Source organism: Sphingomonas sp. UV9 (assembly GCF_004101245.1).
GTDB lineage: Bacteria > Pseudomonadota > Alphaproteobacteria > Sphingomonadales > Sphingomonadaceae > Sphingomonas.
The window spans coordinates 781329-800846 of record NZ_SCIN01000001.1; the positions used below are offsets into that span (position 1 = coordinate 781329).

The 19518-nt window shown below is 67.1% G+C and carries 22 protein-coding genes and 2 tRNA genes; 2 read left to right on the forward strand and 22 right to left on the reverse strand.

Going from position 1 to position 19518, the window contains the following annotated elements; genetic code table 11:
• Positions 1-42: 42 nt before the first annotated feature.
• The 4 genes from EQZ23_RS03260 to EQZ23_RS03275 all read right to left on the reverse strand — a co-directional run bounded on the left by EQZ23_RS03260 (position 43) and on the right by EQZ23_RS03275 (position 3506).
• A tRNA-Met gene (locus EQZ23_RS03260) sits at positions 43-119 on the reverse strand.
• A gap of 66 nt (positions 120-185) precedes the next feature.
• A complete protein-coding gene (locus EQZ23_RS03265) occupies positions 186-707 on the reverse strand; it encodes a 2'-5' RNA ligase family protein (RefSeq protein ID WP_128453006.1) in 522 nt (173 codons plus the stop codon).
• A gap of 175 nt (positions 708-882) precedes the next feature.
• Positions 883-2781: a potassium transporter Kup gene (locus tag EQZ23_RS03270; protein ID WP_240663338.1), complete on the reverse strand. Its 1899-nt coding sequence runs from the start codon at positions 2779-2781 to the stop codon at positions 883-885.
• Between the two features lie 290 nt (positions 2782-3071).
• Complete coding sequence (locus EQZ23_RS03275; protein WP_346427805.1) at positions 3072-3506, reverse strand: Lrp/AsnC family transcriptional regulator; 435 nt, start codon at positions 3504-3506, stop codon at positions 3072-3074.
• 133 nt (positions 3507-3639) lie between these two features.
• Here EQZ23_RS03275 and ald point away from each other — a divergent pair, with 133 nt between their 5' ends.
• Both ald and EQZ23_RS03285 read left to right on the forward strand, forming a co-directional pair.
• Positions 3640-4746, forward strand: coding sequence for an alanine dehydrogenase (ald, locus tag EQZ23_RS03280; protein WP_128453008.1), 1107 nt, complete (start codon positions 3640-3642; stop codon positions 4744-4746).
• Between the two features lie 50 nt (positions 4747-4796).
• Complete coding sequence (locus EQZ23_RS03285) at positions 4797-5015, forward strand: DUF3072 domain-containing protein (protein WP_128453009.1); 219 nt, start codon at positions 4797-4799, stop codon at positions 5013-5015.
• A 74-nt stretch (positions 5016-5089) separates the two neighbouring features.
• Here the strand turns inward: EQZ23_RS03285 and EQZ23_RS03290 are convergent, their stop codons facing one another.
• From EQZ23_RS03290 to EQZ23_RS03375, 18 genes are all read right to left on the reverse strand, one after another.
• Positions 5090-5728 (reverse strand): hypothetical protein, encoded by a 639-nt coding sequence (locus EQZ23_RS03290; protein ID WP_128453573.1) that lies wholly within the window; start codon positions 5726-5728, stop codon positions 5090-5092.
• Positions 5728-6129 (reverse strand): cytochrome c-type biogenesis protein, encoded by a 402-nt coding sequence (locus EQZ23_RS03295; protein WP_128453010.1) that lies wholly within the window; start codon positions 6127-6129, stop codon positions 5728-5730. The genes EQZ23_RS03290 and EQZ23_RS03295 overlap by 1 nt, the downstream gene beginning before the upstream one ends.
• Positions 6130-6233: 104 nt before the next feature.
• Positions 6234-6761 carry a DsbE family thiol:disulfide interchange protein gene (locus tag EQZ23_RS03300; protein ID WP_128453011.1) on the reverse strand — a complete coding sequence of 176 codons (528 nt, stop codon included), beginning with the start codon at positions 6759-6761 and terminating at the stop codon, positions 6234-6236.
• Positions 6758-8671, reverse strand: a complete 1914-nt coding sequence (locus tag EQZ23_RS03305; RefSeq protein WP_128453012.1) for a heme lyase CcmF/NrfE family subunit — start codon at positions 8669-8671, stop codon at positions 6758-6760. Before EQZ23_RS03305 ends, EQZ23_RS03300 begins: the two co-directional genes overlap by 4 nt.
• Positions 8668-9114 carry a cytochrome c maturation protein CcmE gene (ccmE, locus tag EQZ23_RS03310; protein ID WP_128453013.1) on the reverse strand — a complete coding sequence of 149 codons (447 nt, stop codon included), beginning with the start codon at positions 9112-9114 and terminating at the stop codon, positions 8668-8670. Before ccmE ends, EQZ23_RS03305 begins: the two co-directional genes overlap by 4 nt.
• 97 nt (positions 9115-9211) lie before the next feature.
• The gene (ccmC, locus tag EQZ23_RS03315; protein ID WP_128453014.1) at positions 9212-9937 is read right to left on the reverse strand and encodes a heme ABC transporter permease CcmC; all 726 of its coding nucleotides are present in this window, start codon (positions 9935-9937) and stop codon (positions 9212-9214) included.
• A 209-nt stretch (positions 9938-10146) separates the two neighbouring features.
• On the reverse strand, positions 10147-11196 hold the full coding sequence (locus tag EQZ23_RS03320; protein ID WP_128453015.1) for a Glu/Leu/Phe/Val dehydrogenase dimerization domain-containing protein: 1050 nt from the start codon (positions 11194-11196) through the stop codon (positions 10147-10149).
• A 112-nt stretch (positions 11197-11308) separates the two neighbouring features.
• Positions 11309-11385: transfer RNA gene (locus EQZ23_RS03325), tRNA-His, on the reverse strand.
• A gap of 65 nt (positions 11386-11450) precedes the next feature.
• Complete coding sequence (gene gspN / locus EQZ23_RS03330) at positions 11451-12176, reverse strand: type II secretion system protein N (RefSeq protein ID WP_128453016.1); 726 nt, start codon at positions 12174-12176, stop codon at positions 11451-11453.
• Entirely contained in the window at positions 12173-12649 is a 477-nt protein-coding gene (gspM, locus tag EQZ23_RS03335) for a type II secretion system protein GspM (RefSeq protein WP_128453017.1), read from the reverse strand. The genes gspN and gspM overlap by 4 nt, the downstream gene beginning before the upstream one ends.
• Positions 12646-13737 (reverse strand): type II secretion system protein GspL, encoded by a 1092-nt coding sequence (gene gspL, locus EQZ23_RS03340; protein WP_128453018.1) that lies wholly within the window; start codon positions 13735-13737, stop codon positions 12646-12648. Before gspL ends, gspM begins: the two co-directional genes overlap by 4 nt.
• Positions 13734-14756 carry a type II secretion system minor pseudopilin GspK gene (gspK, locus tag EQZ23_RS03345; protein ID WP_276318450.1) on the reverse strand — a complete coding sequence of 341 codons (1023 nt, stop codon included), beginning with the start codon at positions 14754-14756 and terminating at the stop codon, positions 13734-13736. Before gspK ends, gspL begins: the two co-directional genes overlap by 4 nt.
• Positions 14743-15429: a type II secretion system minor pseudopilin GspJ gene (gspJ, locus tag EQZ23_RS03350; RefSeq protein ID WP_128453020.1), complete on the reverse strand. Its 687-nt coding sequence runs from the start codon at positions 15427-15429 to the stop codon at positions 14743-14745. Before gspJ ends, gspK begins: the two co-directional genes overlap by 14 nt.
• Positions 15426-15830: a type II secretion system minor pseudopilin GspI gene (gene gspI, locus EQZ23_RS03355; RefSeq protein WP_128453021.1), complete on the reverse strand. Its 405-nt coding sequence runs from the start codon at positions 15828-15830 to the stop codon at positions 15426-15428. Before gspI ends, gspJ begins: the two co-directional genes overlap by 4 nt.
• Positions 15820-16275: a GspH/FimT family pseudopilin gene (locus EQZ23_RS03360; protein WP_346427806.1), complete on the reverse strand. Its 456-nt coding sequence runs from the start codon at positions 16273-16275 to the stop codon at positions 15820-15822. Before EQZ23_RS03360 ends, gspI begins: the two co-directional genes overlap by 11 nt.
• Positions 16276-16297: 22 nt before the next feature.
• Complete coding sequence (gene gspG, locus EQZ23_RS03365) at positions 16298-16738, reverse strand: type II secretion system major pseudopilin GspG (protein WP_128453023.1); 441 nt, start codon at positions 16736-16738, stop codon at positions 16298-16300.
• An 8-nt stretch (positions 16739-16746) separates the two neighbouring features.
• Entirely contained in the window at positions 16747-17973 is a 1227-nt protein-coding gene (gene gspF, locus EQZ23_RS03370) for a type II secretion system inner membrane protein GspF (protein WP_128453024.1), read from the reverse strand.
• Positions 17974-18093: 120 nt separating this feature from the next.
• The gene (locus tag EQZ23_RS03375) at positions 18094-19500 is read right to left on the reverse strand and encodes an ATPase, T2SS/T4P/T4SS family (RefSeq protein WP_240663340.1); all 1407 of its coding nucleotides are present in this window, start codon (positions 19498-19500) and stop codon (positions 18094-18096) included.
• Between the last annotated feature and the right edge of the window lie 18 nt (positions 19501-19518).

Genomic DNA, 19518 nt, shown 5'->3' on the forward strand with positions numbered 1-19518 from the left:
CGGCGGGATGAGGACCGCGAGCGCCGCGCGCCGGGTCCGAAATGGTAGCGAAGGAGGGACTTGAACCCCCGACCCCAGGATTATGATTCCCGTGCTCTAACCAACTGAGCTACTTCGCCGTACCGTCCGTCAGGGAAGCATTCTTCCCTGCGAGGCGCGGCCTATAGGAAGCGGTTTCGAGACGGTCAAGCGAACATGTGACGGGAAATCGCTTCCCAGGGTCCGCCGCGATACCACCACGCGCCCAGACCAGCGATTTCGACATCCTTCGGCGTGAAGTCGCGCTGCAGATTGCCGAGCAGGATCTTCGCCACCGAGGGGCTCACCTTGTTCTGGATCGTGACGTGCGGACGCCAACCACCCGCGTCCTGCGGCGTCAGCATGCCCGTGAACGCGTCGGCAAGGCGCGCACGGATGCCGACAAGGTCCGGGGACTCGATCCGGTAGGCGACGCCGCGACCGAGCGACATGAGCCCGCCGATCCGCGCTTGCGGGGCTCGGATGCCGCGCGTCTCCTGGTTGAGGCGGTGCTTCAGCTCGTCGAGGCCCGACGGCGGAAGGTGGTGGAACAGAGTCAGGTGCGCGTCGAGCTGGTTGCGCTCGGGCGGGAAATGCTCGCGGCGCATCGCGTCGAAGAACGCGGTGTCCTGCCGGCCGAACAGCGCGGTGACGATGATCGGGGCTACTTCGGTCGTGCCCGCCGTCATAATGACACACCCCCGGCGAAGGCCGGGGTCCAATTGGGAAACGTCGATGGCGAAAGCTGCGCTCCGTTACTGGAACCTCTCCAATTGGGCCCCTGCCTCCGCCGGGGTGGTACGACCGAAGGAGAGGTAGAACTGCCCAACCTGCTGAGCGGAACGGGGTGGACCAAATAAGCCATCAAATCTCGATCTGGCTGCCGAGTTCGACGACGCGGTTGGTCGGCAGGCGGAAGAACTCCATCGCGCTTTCGGCGTTGCGCAGCATCCAGGCGAACAGCTTTTCGCGCCAGAGCATCATCCCGGGGTTGTCGGACGCGAGCAGCGTCTGGCGCGACAGGAAGAAGCTGGTGTCCATCATTTTGAAGTCCGCCCCGCAACTATGGACCTGGCGGAGCGCCGCGGGCACGTCGGCGTCCTCCATGAACCCGTAGCGCAGGATCAGCCGGTGGAAGCCGTCGCCGAGCTCCTCGCGCACCGCGCGGTCGTTGGCGGGCCAATAGGGCTGGCCGACGATCTTCACGGTCAGCAGGATGACGCGCTCGTGCAGCACCTTGTTGTGCTTGAGGTTGTGGAGCAGCGCGTGCGGCACGCCGTCCGCGGTCGAGGTCATGAACACCGCCGTTCCCGGCACGCGCGACGCGGAGCCGGCCGCCGAGCCGATGAACACCTTGATCGGCATCGCCGCCTCATGCATCCGGTCGATCATCAACTGCCGCCCCTTCGACCAGGTCGTCAGGAAGGTGAAGATGATGAAGCCGACCAGCAGCGGGAACCAGCCGCCAGCGGGAACCTTGGTCAGGTTCGCCGCGAAATAGGCGCCATCGACGGTAAAGAAGATCGCCAGCAGCGGGATCGCCGCGATCTTTGGCCAGTTCCACAAGCGGAACAGCACTACGCCGAGCAGGCAGGTATCGATGAACATCGCGCCGGTCACCGCGATCCCGTACGCGCTCGTCAGGTTCGACGACGTACGGAAGAACAGCACGAGCAGGATTACCATCACCATGAGCGCGCCGTTGACGAGCGGGATGTAGATTTGGCCCGCGGTCGAGGCGCTGGTGTGCTCGATCCGGAGGCGCGGGATGAAGCCGAGCTGGATCGCCTGCTGCGTCACCGAGAACGCGCCGGAGATCACCGCCTGCGATGCGATCACCGCGGCCATCGTCGCGAGGATCACGAGCGGGAGCTGGAGGCTTTCGGGCGCGAGGTTGTAGAACGGGCTGACGAGCGCCGCCTGCCCGTCGCGGAACAGCAGCGCGCCCTGCCCCATGTAGTTCAGGATCAGCGCGGGGAGCACGAAGAACAGCCACGAGATGCCGATCGGCTTGCGCCCGAAATGGCCCATATCGGCATAGAGCGCCTCGGCGCCGGTGACCGCGAGGACGACCGAGCCGAGCGCGAGAAACGCACGCTCGGGATCGATCAGGAAGAACTGGACCGCATAGTGCGGCGAGAATGCCCAGAGCACTTGCGGAGTCTGGACGATGCTGAGGATGCCGAGCACCGCGATGACGCTGAAATAGACCAGCATCACCGGGCCGAACACAAGCCCGATCCGTGCGGTGCCGCTCTTCTGGACCCAGAACAGCGCGATCAGGATGACGATGACGATCGGCAGGACGAGCCCCCCGAACGCGGGCGCGGCGACCGCCAGGCCTTCGACCGCAGACAGCACCGACACGGCGGGCGTGATCATGCTGTCACCGTAGAACAGCGCGGTTGCAAAGACGCCGAGCAGGATGATCCCCTTGCTCCAGCGCCTGGTCTTGGTCTTGCCGGACACGAGCGCGAGGAGGGCGAGACTGCCGCCCTCGCCCTTGTTGTCGGCGCGCATGATGATGATGACGTATTTGACCGTCACGACGATCATCATCGACCAGAACATCAGGCTGATGACGCCCATGATGTGCGCCGCGTCGAGCGCGAGCTTGTGATGGCCGGCGAAGGTCTCGCGGAAGGCGTAGAGCGGGCTGGTACCGATATCGCCGAAGACGATGCCGATCGCGCCGAATGCGAGCTTCAGCATGCCGTCGGAATGGTGGTGGCCGGTTTCCGGATCGAGGCCGGCGGGGGGCACGGTCGAAGCCGCGGCGGTCTGGTCGACGCTCACTGGACGGTGAATCGACCCGGAAGTGCAGCAATTTTCATCGAATTTCCGATTTCACCCTGTGCCCCAAGCCGGCGCATTTAGCATGAGGGGTAGAGGGCGGCAACGGGATGGCTGGCAACGTGGATTAACTGGGGCTGATCGGTAGGGAGCGTAGAGGGCAGAACACTCCCGCAACTCCGTTCTCCTGCGCACGCAGGAGCCCAGGGTAACGGGGGATATCGCACTCGATCCTGGTTTCCTGCGGTCGCAGGAAAACGCTAGCGTGTGACGACCTCGCGGATCACGAAGTGCGACGCCAGCCGCGTCACGCCCGGCAGTTGCGACAGCGTCTCGCGGTGGATGCGTTCGAAGGTCTCGCCGTGGCGAATTTCGACGTGGAGCATGTAATCCGCCTCGCCGCTCATCAGGAAGCATTGCACGACCTGCGGGCAGTCGACGATCTCCGCCTCGAACGCCGCCATCGTCTCCTTGCGCTGGTCGCGGAGCGTGACGTTGACCAGGACGATGCTCGGATCACCGCGCGCCGCGCGCGACAGCACGGCGCGGTAGCCGGTGATCGCGCCGCTTTCCTGCAATTGCGCGACCCGCCGATGCGCCGCGCTCGCCGACAGCCCGACCGCGTCGCCGAGTTCGGCGCTGGTCAGGTCGGAATTGGCGGCGAGCAGGTCCAGAATCCGGCGTTCGATCGTCATGCTCAAGATTTTCTCATTTATGGCGGACATACTGCAAAGAACTTGCAGCTGCGCTATCGTCATAGGACGAGTTTGCGAACCCTTCCCGTTCAAGGCGCGCTACAATCGCGCAAACGATAATGGAGTGGAATCAATGCGCGTCGGTGTCCCCAAGGAAATCAAGAACCACGAATATCGCGTCGGCCTGACCCCGCCCTCGGTCGCCGAACTGGTCGCCGCAGGCCATGAGGTCGTCGTCGAGACGCTCGCCGGCTCGGGCATCGACTTCGAGGACCAGGACTATATCGACGCAGGCGCGACGATCCTGCCGACCGCTGCCGCCGTATTCGCCGGTGCAGACATGATCGTGAAGGTGAAGGAGCCGCAGCCGAGCGAGATCGCGATGCTCGAACCGCGCCATCTGCTGTTCACCTATCTCCACCTTGCCGCCGACAAGCCGCAGGCCGAGGGGCTGATGAAGTCGGGCGCGACCTGCATCGCCTACGAGACCGTCACCGACAACCGCCGCGGACTGCCGTTGCTGAAACCCATGTCCGAGGTTGCAGGCCGCATGTCCGTCCAGGTCGGCGCGCATTACCTGGAGAAGGAACAGGGCGGCCGCGGTGTCCTGCTCGGTGGCGTGCCCGGTGTCGCCCCGGCCAAGGTCGCGATCCTCGGTGGCGGCGTCTCGGGCGTCAACGCCGCGCAGATGGCGGTCGGCATGCGCGCCGACGTGACGATCTACGACATCTCGAACGACCGGCTCGCCGAACTCGACATGTTCTTCTCGAGCCAGATCAAGACCGCCTACGCGTCGAAGGCGGCGATCGCCGCGGCGGTGAAGAACGCGCATCTTGTCATCGGCGCGGTGCTGGTGCCGGGGGCCGCTGCGCCCAAGCTCGTCACGCGCGAGATGCTCAAGACGATGAAGCGCGGATCGGTGCTGGTCGACATCGCGATCGATCAGGGCGGCTGCTTCGAGACGAGCCACGCTACCACGCATGAGGATCCGGTGTTCGAAGTCGACGGCGTGATCCATTACTGCGTCGCCAACATGCCCGGCGCAGTCGCGCGCACCTCAGCGTTCGCGCTCAACAATGCGACCCTGCCGTTCGCACTGAAGCTCGCCAACCTGGGCGCCGAGGCAGCGATGAAGGCGGACCCGCACCTCGCCAACGGGCTGAACGTCTACAAGGGCAAGATCGCGTACAAGGCGGTCGCAGATGATCTAGGTTTACCTTACGAAGCATGGGCCGGCTGATCGGGAACGGATGCGGAACACGGGTGTTGGACACGGGAAAGGAATTTCCGATGTCCGACACCCCGAACCCCAAGTCCGAGCCATTCTCCAACGCCGAGAAGGACCCGCACGACTGGACGACCGGCGACGAGAAGATGACCGGCGCACAGGCGAGCTACCTCAAGACGCTGTCCGAAGAGGCGCACGAGGAATTCGACGAGACGCTGACGAAGGCCGATGCATCGCTGAAGATCGACGAACTTCAGGGAAAGACTGGTCGGGGCCAGTAAGCGAGGCGTCGGCTGACGCCCACCTCCGCGACCTTATCGATACCGTCATCCCCGCCCGCGCGGGGATGACTGATTCAGGGCCTAGCCGGAACGTCCTGCGCGATCAGCAATTGATCGAGCAGTGCGAGTCGAATTGCGATCTCGCCACGATATGAGATGTCGGCGGGTGTCAGTGCCAACGCCTTCGCCCAATAGGGCCGCGCGGTAGCGAACTCACCGGCCCGCACATATGCCAAGCCCAGAAAGAACGGCGGCGCTGGATGCTTGGGCGCCAGTCGCATCGCCTGCTGATAGGCGAACAGCGCTGGCGGTGACACCTGGTTGCCGTCATGCGCCGCCAGCGCATTGGCCAAGCCCGTCCACAGCACGAGGCTTTTCGGCGCAACGCGGATACCGCCAAGCAGTACCTGCACCGCGGCGCGCCGATCGCCGATCCGGGTCATCGCGTCTGCGGCCACCAGGTACGCTGCCGCACCCGTATAGCGCTCCAGCATCTGATCGCGCAGTTCTAGCATCGCGCCATCGTCGGGCGTCGCTGCCAGACCGGTCGTGACCGGGTGCCCGACGAGCCCCGGCTGCCCCTGCAACGCGTACCCCGCCGCGCCCAGCATCAACGCCGACGCGACCATCGTCCACAACAGCCGATCGACCTTCAGCACTGCGAGCAGCGCGAAGACGCCCGCACCGATCGCGGCAAGCCATACCCAGCCCATCAGCGCGTCCTCCGCCGGAAACTCGATCGCGCGATCCAGCCGCCGACGCCCAGCAGCAGGATCGGCGCGAGCCACAGTGGCCAGGTCAGCCCCGACAGCGGCGGATCATAGGTCACATAGTCGCCGTAGCGCGCGATCAGCCAGTCGCGGATCGACGCGGGCTTTTCGCCGCGTTCGATCCGCTCTCGGACGAGGGCGCGCATGTCCGCGGCCATGTCGGCATCGCTGTCCGCGATCGACTGGCCCTGGCAGACGAGGCAGCGCAACGTCTCCATGAGCGCGCGCGCGGAGGCCTCCTTGGTTGGGTCGGCGAGTTGGACGTTGGCGTAGTGCGCTGGCGGCGTGACGGGTTGGGCAACGGCCGGCACGGCCAGCACCATCGCCAAAATCCACATCGCCATCCCGGACGTGCTCCGGGATCCACGATGCCGCGCACTCATCGACCGAGGATCAAGCCCTACGGTGGATGCCGGAACCAGTCCGGCATGACGGAGGCGCGAAATCTTCACCGCGCATCCTTCACGGCTTGCGCGATCTCGGCCACATTCTCCGGGCGAATGTCGCCGATGATCTGCTTCACGACGATCCCGCGGCCGTCGATCACGAACGTCTCCGGTACGCCCGACGAGCCCAGCGCAAGCTGCACCTGGCTCGCCTTGTCGCTGCCGATCCGATCGTAGGGATCGCCGTTGCGGCGCAGGAACCCGGCGATCGCGGGGGCGGTATCGCGGATCGCGATCGCGTCGATCGGTATGCCCATCGCCTTCAGCCGCATCAGTTGCGGGGCCTCGGCGATGCACGGGATGCACCAGCTCGCGAACACGTTGAGCAACCGCGGCTTGCCCTGCCGGAACGAGGCGCTGGTCAAGCCCGGTTTACCCGAGACCATCGCCGGCAGTGCGAAGTCGGGCAGAGGTTTGCCGACCATTGCCGAGCGAACCACCTTTTCCGCCGGCCGAAACAGCCCGCTCGCCACCACCGCGAACAGCAGCGCGAAGATCGCCAGCGGTGCCCAGAGTGCGAAACGCTTCATGCCCATTGATTCCGCATCGTCGTCCGACGCTCTCGCCGCACGCGACCTAGCAGCGACAGCATCCCGCCGAGCGCGATCAGCACGCCACCGAACCAGATGAGCGTCACGAACGGCTTCCACCACAGGCGAAGCTGCCACCGCCCCTGCCCGTCCGGCTGGCCGAGCACGGTGTAGAGCTGCCCGTCGAGCACTGTCAGGATCGCGGACTCGTTGGTGCTGGTCGGCGGATTGGCGAAGAAGCGGAGCTGCGGGCGGAGAATGCGCGCGTTGCCGCCGCGCGTCGCGGTCAGCCGCGCTTCGAGGGCGGACCAGTTTTCGCCGATTACCGGCGAGATGCCGTCGAGCGTCACGGTGTACGGCCCGACGCGCGCCGGCTCGCCCGTCCGTACCGCGACCAGCGTTTCCTGCGTGAAGGCACTGTCCGATGCCATGCCGGCGAGGCTGACCGCGATGCCGAGATGCGCGAGGACCATGCCGTAGGTGAACAGCGGCGTGCGCCTGAGGTTGCGCTTCCACAGCGGCGCGACGCTGGCGACGGCAAGACCGGCGGCGAGCGACAGCCCGGCCCAGGGAAGCCAACCCGGCCACACGAGCAGCAAGGCGATCGCTGCCACCAGCGTCGCGCCGATCGGGAGCCTGACGCGCGCGAGCACCGCCCTCGCATCGTCGCGCCGCCAGCGCAGCAACGGCCCGACCGCCATCACCGCGACCAGCAGCAACGCGATCGGCCCCGCCGCCTTGTTGAAGAACGGCGGCCCGACCGACAGCTGCACGCCGAAGCTCGCCGCGACGATCGGGTACAGCGTGCCGATCAGGACGATGCCGAGGATCACCGACAACAGCAGGTTGTTCGCGACCAGCCCGCCCTCGCGGCTGACCGGATCGAACGTCGTACCGGCCCGCACAGTGCCGATCCGCGCGGCGAACAACGCGAGCGCGCCGCCGATGTAGATCGCGAGCAGCGCCAGGATGAACGCGCCGCGCTCCGGGTCGACGGCAAATGCATGCACGCTCGTCAGGATGCCCGAGCGCACCAGGAACGTGCCGATCATCGACATCGAGAACGCGACCACCGCCAGCATGATCGTCCACGCGCGCAGACCGTCGCGCGTCGCCAGCACGGTCACCGAATGGAGCAACGCGGTCGCGGCGAGCCACGGCATCAGCGAGGCGTTCTCGACCGGATCCCAGAACCACCAGCCGCCCCAGCCAAGCTCGTAATACGCCCAGTAACTGCCCGCAGTGATGCCGAGCGTCAGGAATATCCACGCGATCAGCACCCAGGGCCGCATCGCCTTGGCGAACGCTGGCCCCACATCGCGCGTGACGAGCGCGCCGACCGCGAACGAGAACGCGACCGACAGGCCGACATAGCCGATGTACAGTGTCGGCGGATGGAACGCCAAGCCGGGGTCCTGCAACAGCGGGTTGAGGCCGAGGCCGTCGGGTGCCGCGGGGTTGAGCCTCGCGAACGGATTCGAGGAGAACAGCAGGAACCCGTAGAAACCGAGTGCGATCGTCGCCTGCGCGCCTAGAGTCGCAGTGAGTGTGCGTTCGGGCAACGAGCGTTCGAAGATCGCGACGGCGCCGCCTGCGAGCCCGAGGATCGTCACCCAGAGTAGCATCGAGCCTTCGTGATTGCCCCACGCGCCGGCGAACTTGTAGAGCCAGGGCTTGGCGGAATGGCTGTTCTCGACGACCAGCTTCACCGACATGTCGGAGTCTAGGAACAGCTCGATCAATAGCGCCATCGCGAGGAGCGCGAGCACACCCTGGACTATCGCCACCGGCCGAACCGCCGCCGCCACGTCGTCACGACCGCGCAAAATGCCGATTGCCGCCATCGCCAGCTGCAACGCCGCCAGCGCGCCCGCGAACCAGAGCGCGGCGAGGCCTGCTTCGGCGATCACTGTTTCGCGTCCGGTTCGAGGGTCTTGGTCTCGTGCATCTTGCCGGCCAGTTCCGGTGGCATGTATTTTTCGTCGTGCTTGGCGAGCAGGTTCGACGCGATGAAGCTACCGTTCGGCTGGAACTGGCCCTCGGCGACGACGCCCGATTTCTCGCGGAACAGGTCGGGGACGATGCCGGCGAAGACGACGGGGGTGGTCGCCAGCCCGTCGGTGACGACGAAATGCACGGTGATGCCGTCCGCGGCGCGCTTGATCGAACCGCCCTCGACCATCCCGCCGAGCCGGACCGCGCGACCGAGCGGCAGGCCGTCGCGGCGCACGTCGGACGGCGCGTAGAAGAACGCGGCCTGGTCCTTGAGCGCCGACAGCGCGAGCAGCCCCGCGACGACGACCGCGCCGAGCGCCAGCAGCGCCAGCGTGAGGCGTTGATGCTTGGCCTTCACTTCTCGGCCCTCCGCATCGCGAGGTAGCTCAGCAGCGCGAGGATCGCGCCGCCGCCGAGCGTCACGAAGTACGCGGCCGTCACGAATGGCCAGGGGTTCATGCTCTAGCCATCCTGCGCATGCGGGCTTCGGTCTTCGCAACGGCGAGCATCGTCCGCATCCGCATCAGGACGATTCCCGCGAATACGAAGGTGAAGCCGGCCAGCATGATCGGCAGCGGCCACAGGATCGAGCCGTCTATGGTCGACTTGGTCAGCCCGATGCTCGGCCCCTGGTGCAGCGTGTTCCACCACACCACCGAATAGCGGATGATCGGCAGCAGCACCGATCCGGCGATCCCGTACAGCGCCGGCACGCGTCCGTCGCCGCCACGATCCGCATCGGCCTTCGCCAGCGCCATGTAGCCGAGATAGACGAAGAACAGCAGCAGCATCGAGGTCAGCCGACCGTCCCATTGCCACCACGTCCCCCAGGTCGGGCGCCCCCAGATCGAGCCGGTCATCAGGCAGAGCGCGGCGAACACCGCGCCCGGCAGCGCGATCGCGCGCGCCGCGACGCTGGCGAGCGGATGGCGCCAGACGAGGAACATGATGCTGGAGATCGCGATCCCGCTCCACCCGCCCATGCCGAGCCAGGCGGCGGGGACGTGGATGTAGAGGATGCGGACCGTCTCGCCCTGGAGATAATCGGGCGGGGTTTGCGTCAGCCCAGCCCAGCAGCCGAGCACGATGAACGCGACGCCGAGCCAAAAAAATGCTGGCGTCAACGGCTTGGCGATCTTCAGGAAGAGCGCGGGATTTGCGAAGGCGTGTAGGGTGGCCACTGGGTGTAGTCTTATTGGCTTAATTCGCTGACGTCACGCGAGAGTTAGGCCCTCTCTCCCGTGGGGGCGCGCGCCTTTCCCCGTACGCCGTCGTCCTGACGGAAGTCGGTCCGCAGAGGGCGTCGCTTCGTTACGTCGTCATCCTGACTTTCGTCAGGATGACGACGTAGGTAGCGCGCGCCCTCAGCAGGCCAAACAATCGCCTGAATTCAGCGACCGATCAGGCGCTTGGCGATGCTGTCCGCGACATCCGACGACGGCTCGCCCGAGCGATCGCTTTCGTCCCAGACCTGGATCAGCCGCTCGGGAATACGGGCGATCCGTGCCTTCACCTCGGCCTCGTCGCCCTGCCCGAGATATTCGAGCCCGACGTTGATGATCCCGCCGGCGTTGATGACATAGTCCGGCGCGTACAGGATGCCGCGGGCATGCAGGCGCGCGCCGTCTTCACGGACGCTCAGCTGGTTGTTCGCGCCACCGGCGACGACCTTTGCCTTCAAGGACGCGATCGACATCTCGGTCAGGATTGCGCCGAGTGCGTTCGGGCTGAAGATATCCGCGTCGGTCGTCAGGATCGCCTCGGCCGCCACCGCGGTCGCACCGAGTTCGCCGGCCAGCTTCTGCGCGCGGCCCTCGTCGACATCGGCGAGCGTCAGCACCGCGCCATCCTTGGCGAGCAGTCGCGCGAGACCGCCGCCGACCGAGCCGACGCCCTGGATCGCGACGCGAACGCCCTTCATGTCGGTCGCGCCGAGGCCGCGCTGCGCCGCCGCCTTCACGCCGAGATAGATGCCGAGCGCGGTGTACGGTCCGGGATCGCCGCCCGCCGCACCGCTCGCGACCGGCAGGCCGGAGACGTAGCGCGTCTGCGTCGCGATCACCTTCATCCGCTCTTCGGACATGCCGACGTCTTCCGCCGTCACGTAACGACCGCCGAGCGAATCAACCGCGCGACCGAACGCCTCGAGCTGTGCGGTCGTGATGACGTCGCCGGGCTTGGCCGCGAGGACCACGCCCTTGCCGCCGCCGAGTTCGAGTCCGGCCATCGCGTTCTTGAAGCTCATGCCGCGCGACAGGCGCAGCGCGTCGGTCACCGCGCGACCGTTATCGGCATAATGCCAGAAGCGCGTGCCACCCGCGGCAGGCCCGAGCTTGGTCGAGTGCAACGCGATTACCGCGCGCAGGCCCGATTCGGGATCGGTGAAGGCATGAACGCCCTCGTGGTCGTCGAAATCGGGAAGGTCCCAAACCGCTGTCATCGCCGGCTCCTGAAGAGGAATAAAATTACCGGGAGACGAAATATTATTTTCCGGCCGGTTTTACCAGCCCAAAGCGCCCACATCGGGGAGGCTCAGGAAAATAACGAAAAAATGGGGCGACCGACGGGACTTGAACCCGCAACATCCGGCATCACAAGCCGACGCTCTAACCAATTGAACTACGACCGCCGCGTAGGCGTCGCCCCCTAGCGGGGGTCGGCGCTATCCGTCAACCGCCGACTTTCAAAAACGTGTCAAAAACGTCCCTCGATGGCGAGCCGATAGCCGTTCGGCCCGCGCACGAAGCCCGACTGTTCGAGCTTCTGGACGGCCAGCGGGTCGGACGGGCGCAGCGACAGTTCGGCGCGGTAGGTGCCAGCACCTTCGATCCTGAGCGCAATGCTCTCGGTCCCGGCCTGGCTCGCCAATGGCAGCAGCAAGGCGGTGCCGTCGCACCGTGCGGTGCCGCTCACCGATTGCGGCAAAGCGATGCCACCGACGTCGCCCGCCAGCGTCGCCCTTACGCGGCCCTCGGCGGCTTCGCACTGGCCGTCGCGGAAGCGGACCGACACGTCGTCGAGATCGAGCGCGGAGACGGGTACGGGCGCGAACAACCGACCGGTCGCGACGCTGGCGGTCATGTGATCGACGCCGAAGCCGTGGCGACTGACGCTTGCCGATCCTCGGAGAGGTTTGGCGGATACCGATTCGGGACCGGCGAAGACGATCGTCGCGCGACCGACCAGCAGCGGCAGGGGCGACAGCCGTGCGTGCAGGTTACCGAGCGCAAGATCCCCGAACCGTGCGTCGGTCAGCGTCGCGCCCCAGATCGTGCCCGACACGCGCCGCGCGACCAGCCCTTCGTCGCCGACACCGACCCAGCCGAGCACCGCCCGCATCGGCAGGAAGACGATCAGCGCGATCAGCAGCATGCCGCCGAACAGCGCCGCGGGGCCGGTCCGCAGTCGAATCCGCCTCATGCCGCGCGCGCCTTCAAGGTGAGTGCGACGCCGACGGTCTTGTCGCCCTTGTCGGTCATCGTCACCGAATCGACGAGGATGCCGAGCCGTTCGAGCCGCGCGAGCCACGCGGTCAGCGCGGCGGGTCGCGCCGACTGAATGCCGACACGGACGCGGTCCGCGCCGTCCTGATCGAGCGACGCGAGCGCGAAACCCGCCTGGTCCGCATCGGCACGCACCACGTCCGCGAGTGCCCCGGTCAGCGGGGTCGCGCGGGTCCGCTGGATGTCGCGCAACGTGGCGACCTGCGCGCGGGTCTCGCCAAGTCGCGTCACGGCATCGGCGTGGCGTTCGCGCGCGCTCGACAGGCCATCGCCGACCGGCCGGATGATCACCGCCCACAGCAACGTCAGCACCGCGAGCGCGGCCATTACGAGCAACAGGCGCCGCTCCCTGAGCGAGCGTCCCTCGAACCATGTCTTCAGGCCGGTCATCGTGCAGCTCCCGATGCTGGGCTAACCGTGAGCTCGCCCGTCACGCGACCGGCGGCGGCCTGGAACACGCCGGCGCGGACGGTGAAGCCTGTAGCCTCCAGCGCGCGCTTGAGATCGGTGGCCAACGCCTCACGCTCGACCGCGACCGACAGTCGGAGATCGCCGTTCGCCTGGAAATCGAGCCCGGTGACTTCGGTCCCGGGTGTGGCGCGTACCGCCGCGAACGCCGCCGCGGTCGTATTGGTGAAGCCGAGCCCCGGCCCGCGCACGCGCGACAGCCGCTCGTCGAGCTGGCGGGCGGCATCGACCACCGTCTCGCCGCGCGGCAGGCCGGCGACCGCCACCGTGTTGGCCTCCGCCTCCAGCGCATCCGCGCCGAAGCTGTATTTGGCGATACGGACGAGCGAGATGGCGAGCGTCACCGCGAGGATCGTCAGCGACAGGAGCGCGAGCCGCCGGATCAGCCGCCAGTCGATCGCGAACCGGCGGCGCCGCGCGAACGGGCCCTGGCGGAGATCGAGCGTGGGCGATGCGGCGGCGGCAACGATCGCCGCCTCCAGCGTGTCGCGGTCGATCGTGGCCGGCGCGCTGCCGCCGGTCACGAGCTCGGTCAGCCGCGCCTCGTCCGCAAACCCGCTGGAGGTGCCGCGCACCACGCCGCTGCCGGCGAGTTCGGCGCGCGCATACCCCTCTTCGGGTCGCGGCAGGAGCATCGGCGCGGGAATGACGGCGACCGGATCGACGCCCACCTCGGCGAGCATCCGCAGCCAGTCGCGCATCGCCGCCGCCCCGACGACACCGATCGGACGGTCGCTTGCGCCCTCGTCCCCGACCGCGACATGAAGTTCGACGAGCGGCGATGCGCTCGCCTCGGCCGCCAGTATCCGCGCGGCGGCGGTCGCCTGGGCCGTCGAGCGCGAGGGTAATTCCGCCCAATGCAGCGTCACCGCATCGGCCGGCGCGACAGCGATCGTCTCGTCGTCGATCGCTTCGGGAATGCCTTCCCCCTCGCCGACCACGCGCGCGTCCACGACGCGCATCCAGCGATATCCGGTCTCGCCGGCGGGAAGGAACAATAGCGTCGTCATGATGGCTCGCCCCATTGCCGCGATACGAGCTGCGCGGGAACCCTGTTCGCATCGATCAGCGCACGTTCCTGCATTTGCGTTGTCCCGAGCGTCACGTCGATATCGAGCGTGAACCATTTCGAGACGACGGTGGCTTCCGCGCCTGGCCCGATCGTCGAAGCCCCGAGCAGCGACAGGCTCGTCTGCATCTGGCCGATCTCGGCATAGCCCTGCACCGGCCGCCGCAGCAGCGCCTGCTGCGCGTTGCCGATCGACAGCGTATCGGGATACATCATCGCCAGCAGCACGGCCTGTTCGGGCAGCAGCGTATTGACGTTGATCGGCGATGGTTTCGCGATCGGCAGCGTGCAGATCCACGGCCGCAGCCTGGCGTAGATGTCCGGCGTCATGCCGAGCACCGTCCTGAGTTCGCTCGGATCGGTCATCAACGTACCAGCGGTACGATACGGCGTCTCGCGGCCGAGATAGGCGCCGTCCTCCGCCCCCATCTGTTGCTGATCCTGATCGGTGTCGATCCAGTCCGCCGCGCCCGCTGCAACCTGTTCGGCGACCTGAACCGGCACGTCGAGGAGCCGCATCAGGCGGACGAACTGCGGGCGGGTCTCGCGTTGCGTCATATACACGCCCGGTTCGGTCATCCGAACCAGGCTATTGAGGTTGAAGCAGTTCGCACCGTCGCGCACGCGCGCCGTCGCAAAGCCGCCGGGCACGGGCAGGCCGAACGGCGTATTGCTCCACCCGCCGGCCAGCGTGACGCGCTTGGGACTTTGCCCGAGCAGGTTGGAGATACGGGTGAGCGCCATCGTCTCCGCTGCCAGCGCATAGGCGCGCGCCTGCTCGCCGGTCGCGGCATTCCCCGCCAATCGAGTCGACAGCCGCAGCTTTTCGAGCGCGGCGCCCGCCATCACGGCGATGATCGCGACGAGCATCAGGACGGTCAGCAACGCTGCCCCCCGCTCCGACCCCCGCTCCGGCCCCCGCTGTGCGCCATGCGATGGCGCTGGATCAGTTTCGCGCACCCGACGCCCCCTGTTGCGATCCCGCGGGCGGCGTAACCGGCGCATCGCTGATGTCGGCCGGCATCGGTGTGTAGCCCGTGCCGACCAGGAACATCTGGCGAAACTGCGTCCCGTCGTCGCGTTGGACACGCAATTCCATCGCGTCGGGCAAGGGCACACTGCCTGCCCCGTCCCAGCGATCGCTCCAGGCGCCGGCGATCCGGTAGCGAAGCCCGACCTGGCGGACACGCGTCAGAAGCGCGGCCGGGGGCAGAGGCTGGGCACCATCGATCATCGGGTAGGCGATCCGCTGCAAAACGCCCGCATCGACGCGGTAGGCGACCTTTTGCAGGTTGGACCGCGCGGTACCGTCGATATTGCTCCAGCCGGCGCGCACGAGGCGGAGCATCGGCGTCACCCCGGATCCGCTCTCGCCGACGAACGCCGGCACGCGCGTCCCGGCTTCGTCGCGCGTGACGCGATTCGAGGCCTGGGCAAGATCCGCGGACAGGATCGACATCGTCCGGGTAAGCGCGCTGATATCGTCGAGCTTGGCGCCGGTCGAACTCTGCGCCCTCACGCTGAACGACAGGATGGCGACGCCCGCGGCGGCAATCATCCCGAATATCATCAGCGAGACCATGACCTCGATCAGCGTAAAGCCCGACTCCCCCGGCCGCCGATCGACGCTCATGTCGCCGACCGCGGCGCGGGGCGCACCATCGTCAGACGGCCGAGTTGGGTACCGGTACGGTCGGCGACCACCACATCGACACGCAGCACGCGGGAACCGCCGAGCGCGCTCACCTGCCGGGTCCAGGTCCAGGCCTGGCCGCCATTCGTCTCGACGCCGGTGACGCGGCCCGCGGTCGGCGGTTGCGCATCGGTTACCGCCTCGATCGCGACGTTGCGCGCGACCATCTGCGCAACGAAGGTTTCGTCGAGGATCGAGGCGCCGCGGATCGTCGCGCTTTCCAGACGCACGAGCGCCATCGCCGCGAGGCTGAAGACGGCCAGCGCGACCATGATTTCGATGAGCGTGAAGCCGTGTTCGGCGTAACGCCCGCAAGGATTGAAGCCGCGCTCAGCCTGCATCGGCGCGCACGCTGCCGTCGGCGTCGATATGCACGGTGGCCGCAACCCCGCCGCGGTCGAGCCGGATTTCCGCGGGGCGATCGACCAGTCCGGTCGGGTCGAAGGTCACGCGCATGCGACCGCTCGCGTCGCCTATACTGGCCCTGGTGCCGTCGTTCCAGCGGTCGACGCGCATCGGTTTCTCGGCGATCGGGGTCCAGCCCCCCGCGAGCCGTTGGTCGAAGCCATAGCCGCCGCCGGTGATCCAGACGCTGACCGGACGCGCGTCGACGATCGCCGAATCATGCGCAGCGCGGGTGCGCAGGGCAAAGCGCGTCGCCTCGTCGAGCACGCGGCCGCGCGGGTCCGGCATCACGAGCACGGCCACCGCCGATGCGAGACCGATGATCGTCACGACGACCATCAGCTCGACCAATGTGAAGCCGAGTTCGGCGGAACGCCTCACAGGCGTAAAACCGGCTTCGCGCTTATTGCCAGCTGCCGATATCGGCATCGATCCCCTCGCCGCCTTCCTTGCCGTCCGCCCCGAAGGTCCAGACGTCGGCCTCGCCGTGCGTGCCGGGTGACGCGTAGAGATACGGGCGACCCCAGGGATCATTCGGCAGCTTCTTGAGATAGCCGCCGCGCTGGTAGCGCGAAGGATCGGTCAGACCTGCGGGTGCGGTGACCAGCGCGTTCAGGCCCTGCGATGTGTTGGGGAAGGTCATGTTCTGGAGCTTGTAAAGCTCCAGCCCGCCCTCGATCTGGGCGATGTCGGCCTTTGCCTTCTGGATCCGCGCGGTGTCGCCGGACGGCAGCACGTTGAGCGCGACGATCGTCGCGAGCAGGCCGATGATGACGATCACCACCATCAGCTCGACAAGGGTGAAGCCGGCTTCGCGGCGACGCTTTTTGACTTCGGGACGCATGTACAACCTCATTGTCCGGCCAGCGTGTTGAGCTGAAGGATCGGGAGCAGGATGGATAGCACGATCGTCGCGACGATACCGCCCATCACGACGATGATCAGCGGTTCGAGCAGCGACAATGCGGTGGCGGTGAAGCGGTCGAACTCGCGTTCGAGATAGTCGGCCGCGCGCTCGAGCATCTCGTCGAGCCGGCCCGCCGCTTCTCCGCTCGCCGCGAGATAGGTGAGCAGCGGGGGGAAGACGCCGGCCCGGCGCATCGCGGCCGACAGCGAGCCGCCGCCGCGGATCGCCTCGACGATCTGGTCGGAGGCAAGGCGCAGGCGGCGATTGTGGATCGTGCTGGCGGTGAGGTTGAGGCCGTCGAGCAGCGGCAGGCGGCTCGCGACCATCGTCCCGAGCGTACGCGCCATGCGGGCCGCGTGGAGGTCGCGGAGCAGCCTGCCGAGCAGCGGAATGCGAAGCAGCCAGCCATCGAATGCCAGGCGGATCGACGGGTCCTTGAGTGCCCGCCACCCGATCAGGCCGCCGCCGACGACGATCAGCAGCATTACCCACCAATAGCCGACGAGGAACGCCGAGAACGCCATCACCATGCGTGTGAGCAACGGCAATTGCTGGCCGACCGTGTCGAATTGCTCGACCACCTGGGGGACGACGAACATCATCAGCGCGGTGACGACGCCGAAGGCGACGAGGGCAAGGATCGCGGGATACGCGAGCGCGGTGATGAGCTTGCCGCGGATTTCGGCCTGGCGTTCGAGAAGGGCGGCGAGGCGGTCGAGGATCGTCGGCAACGAACCCGAGCTTTCGCCGGCGGAGACCATCGCGCGGTAGAGCGGTGGGAAGCTCTTGGGCTCGCGGGCCATCGCGTCGGCGAGCCTACGGCCTTCGACGACACCCGCGTGGACATGCTGGACGATCGTGCGGACGCTGTCCTGCTCGGTCTGGCGGGTGATCGTGCGGAGCGATTCCTCAAGCGGCGACACGCGGTTGAGGGTGGCGAGCTGGCGGGTGAAGAGGGTCAGGTTCTTGCCCGACATTTTCGGCGTGCCAAGCTGGAGGCCGAACAGCGGGCGGCCCTTCTGGGCCTGGGGCGGTGCGCCGGGCGTGATCTTGACGACGTAGAATTTGCGTGCGTCGAGCGTGGCGCGCGCCACGTCGATGTCGGGCGCAGCGACGTGGCCGCGGCGTTCGGCGCCCTTCGTGTCGATGGCGATGTAATCGAAGTCAGCCATGTGGATGACCTGATGGACCAGATATCCCGTTCGTTGCGAGCGAAGTCGAGAAACCACTGTCCCCGCGCCTGGCCCCGGGTTCTCGACTACGCTCGCAACGAACGGAAATTTGCCGCGGCATCATGCTTCCGCCACTTCGGGTGCGACTTCGGTGGTGTCGCGGCGCGATACGCGGACGGCTTCTTCGGCGGTCGTCTGGCCCGACAGCACGAGCTCGCGCGCCGACTGCGCCAAATTCGGGGACTTGGCGAAGGCGTGTGCGGTGATCTCGGATTCGTGGCCGTCGGTGTTGATCAAGCGGCGGATCGTGTCGTCGATGCGGACCGCTTCGAACACGCCGATGCGCCCCTTGTAGCCAGTCTGGTTGCAATCCTCGCAGCCTTGCGCGACGTAGACGATCGCATCGGGGGCGATACCGAGCAACGGTGCAACCGTGTCCGAGGCGGGCACCGCCTTGCGGCAGGTCGGGCAGAGACGGCGAACGAGACGCTGGGCGATCACCGCGCGCAACGTCGAGGCGAGCAGGAAGCTCTCCACCTTCATGTCGCGCATCCGGGTGATCGCGCCGATCGCGTCGTTGGTGTGGACGGTCGACAGCACGAGATGGCCGGTGAGCGACGCCTGCACCGCGATCTCGGCAGTCTCGCGGTCGCGGATTTCGCCAACCATGACGACGTCGGGATCCTGGCGCAGAATCGCGCGAAGACCCGCCGCAAACGTCAGCCCAACCTTCGGGTTCACCTGTGTCTGGCCAACCCCGTCAACGGCGTACTCGACCGGGTCCTCGACCGTCAGGATGTTGCGGCTGCCGTCGTTGAGCAGGCGCAGCGCGGCGTAGAGCGAGGTGGTCTTGCCCGAGCCGGTCGGGCCGGTGACGAGGATGATGCCATTCGGCTCGCTCAGTGCTTCGTTGAGCAGCGCGAACAGCGCGGGCGGGAGGCCGAGCGCCTCCAGATCGATGCCGGCGTTTTCCTTGTCGAGGATACGCAGCACCACGCGTTCTCCCGCACGGCTCGGCAGCGTCGAGACGCGGACGTCGAGCAGCTTGCCGCCCAGCGTCAGCCCCATGCGACCGTCCTGCGGCACGCGGCGCTCGGCGATGTCGAGGCGCGCCATCACCTTGATGCGGCTGACGACGACGGGCGCGACGTTGGGCGGCATCCGCAGCGTCTCGCGCAGCACGCCGTCGATCCGCATGCGGACGACAAGGCCGGTCTCGTAGGGCTCGATGTGGATATCGGACACGCCGTTGCGTGCGGCGTCCGCGATGATGCCGTTGATGAGCCGGATCGCGGGCGCGTCGTCTGCGGTGTCGAGCAGATCCTCGGCGGTCGGCATGTCGCCGGCGAGAAGGTCGAGTTCGTCGCCCATGCCGACCGCGGCGAGCGCATTGGCCTGGCCGTCCATCGCGTAGACGTTGGACAGCAGGCGGTCGAAGGCGACCTGTTCGACGAAGGTCACGTCGAACGGGCGGGCGAGGTAGCGGCGGAGTTCGAGCAGGACCTTCGGGTCGGCGCCGGCACGCATCGCGATCGTGAGGTGCGA

What these genes read in the sequence shown, in the direction of transcription:
- EQZ23_RS03265 (WP_128453006.1), bottom strand. Translation starts at nt 707, where the DNA reads ATGACGGCGGGCACGACCGAAGTAGCCCCGATCATCGTCACCGCGCTG.
- EQZ23_RS03275 (WP_346427805.1), bottom strand. Translation starts at nt 3,506, where the DNA reads ATGACGATCGAACGCCGGATTCTGGACCTGCTCGCCGCCAATTCCGAC.
- ald (WP_128453008.1), top strand. Translation starts at nt 3,640, where the DNA reads ATGCGCGTCGGTGTCCCCAAGGAAATCAAGAACCACGAATATCGCGTC.
- EQZ23_RS03285 (WP_128453009.1), top strand. Translation starts at nt 4,797, where the DNA reads ATGTCCGACACCCCGAACCCCAAGTCCGAGCCATTCTCCAACGCCGAG.
- EQZ23_RS03290 (WP_128453573.1), bottom strand. Translation starts at nt 5,728, where the DNA reads ATGGGCTGGGTATGGCTTGCCGCGATCGGTGCGGGCGTCTTCGCGCTG.
- EQZ23_RS03295 (WP_128453010.1), bottom strand. Translation starts at nt 6,129, where the DNA reads ATGGCGATGTGGATTTTGGCGATGGTGCTGGCCGTGCCGGCCGTTGCC.
- EQZ23_RS03300 (WP_128453011.1), bottom strand. Translation starts at nt 6,761, where the DNA reads ATGAAGCGTTTCGCACTCTGGGCACCGCTGGCGATCTTCGCGCTGCTG.
- EQZ23_RS03320 (WP_128453015.1), bottom strand. Translation starts at nt 11,196, where the DNA reads ATGACAGCGGTTTGGGACCTTCCCGATTTCGACGACCACGAGGGCGTT.
- gspN (WP_128453016.1), bottom strand. Translation starts at nt 12,176, where the DNA reads ATGAGGCGGATTCGACTGCGGACCGGCCCCGCGGCGCTGTTCGGCGGC.
- gspM (WP_128453017.1), bottom strand. Translation starts at nt 12,649, where the DNA reads ATGACCGGCCTGAAGACATGGTTCGAGGGACGCTCGCTCAGGGAGCGG.
- gspL (WP_128453018.1), bottom strand. Translation starts at nt 13,737, where the DNA reads ATGACGACGCTATTGTTCCTTCCCGCCGGCGAGACCGGATATCGCTGG.
- gspJ (WP_128453020.1), bottom strand. Translation starts at nt 15,429, where the DNA reads ATGAGCGTCGATCGGCGGCCGGGGGAGTCGGGCTTTACGCTGATCGAG.
- gspI (WP_128453021.1), bottom strand. Translation starts at nt 15,830, where the DNA reads ATGCAGGCTGAGCGCGGCTTCAATCCTTGCGGGCGTTACGCCGAACAC.
- gspG (WP_128453023.1), bottom strand. Translation starts at nt 16,738, where the DNA reads ATGCGTCCCGAAGTCAAAAAGCGTCGCCGCGAAGCCGGCTTCACCCTT.
- gspF (WP_128453024.1), bottom strand. Translation starts at nt 17,973, where the DNA reads ATGGCTGACTTCGATTACATCGCCATCGACACGAAGGGCGCCGAACGC.
- EQZ23_RS03375 (WP_240663340.1), bottom strand. Translation starts at nt 19,500, where the DNA reads ATGCGTGCCGGCGCCGACCCGAAGGTCCTGCTCGAACTCCGCCGCTAC.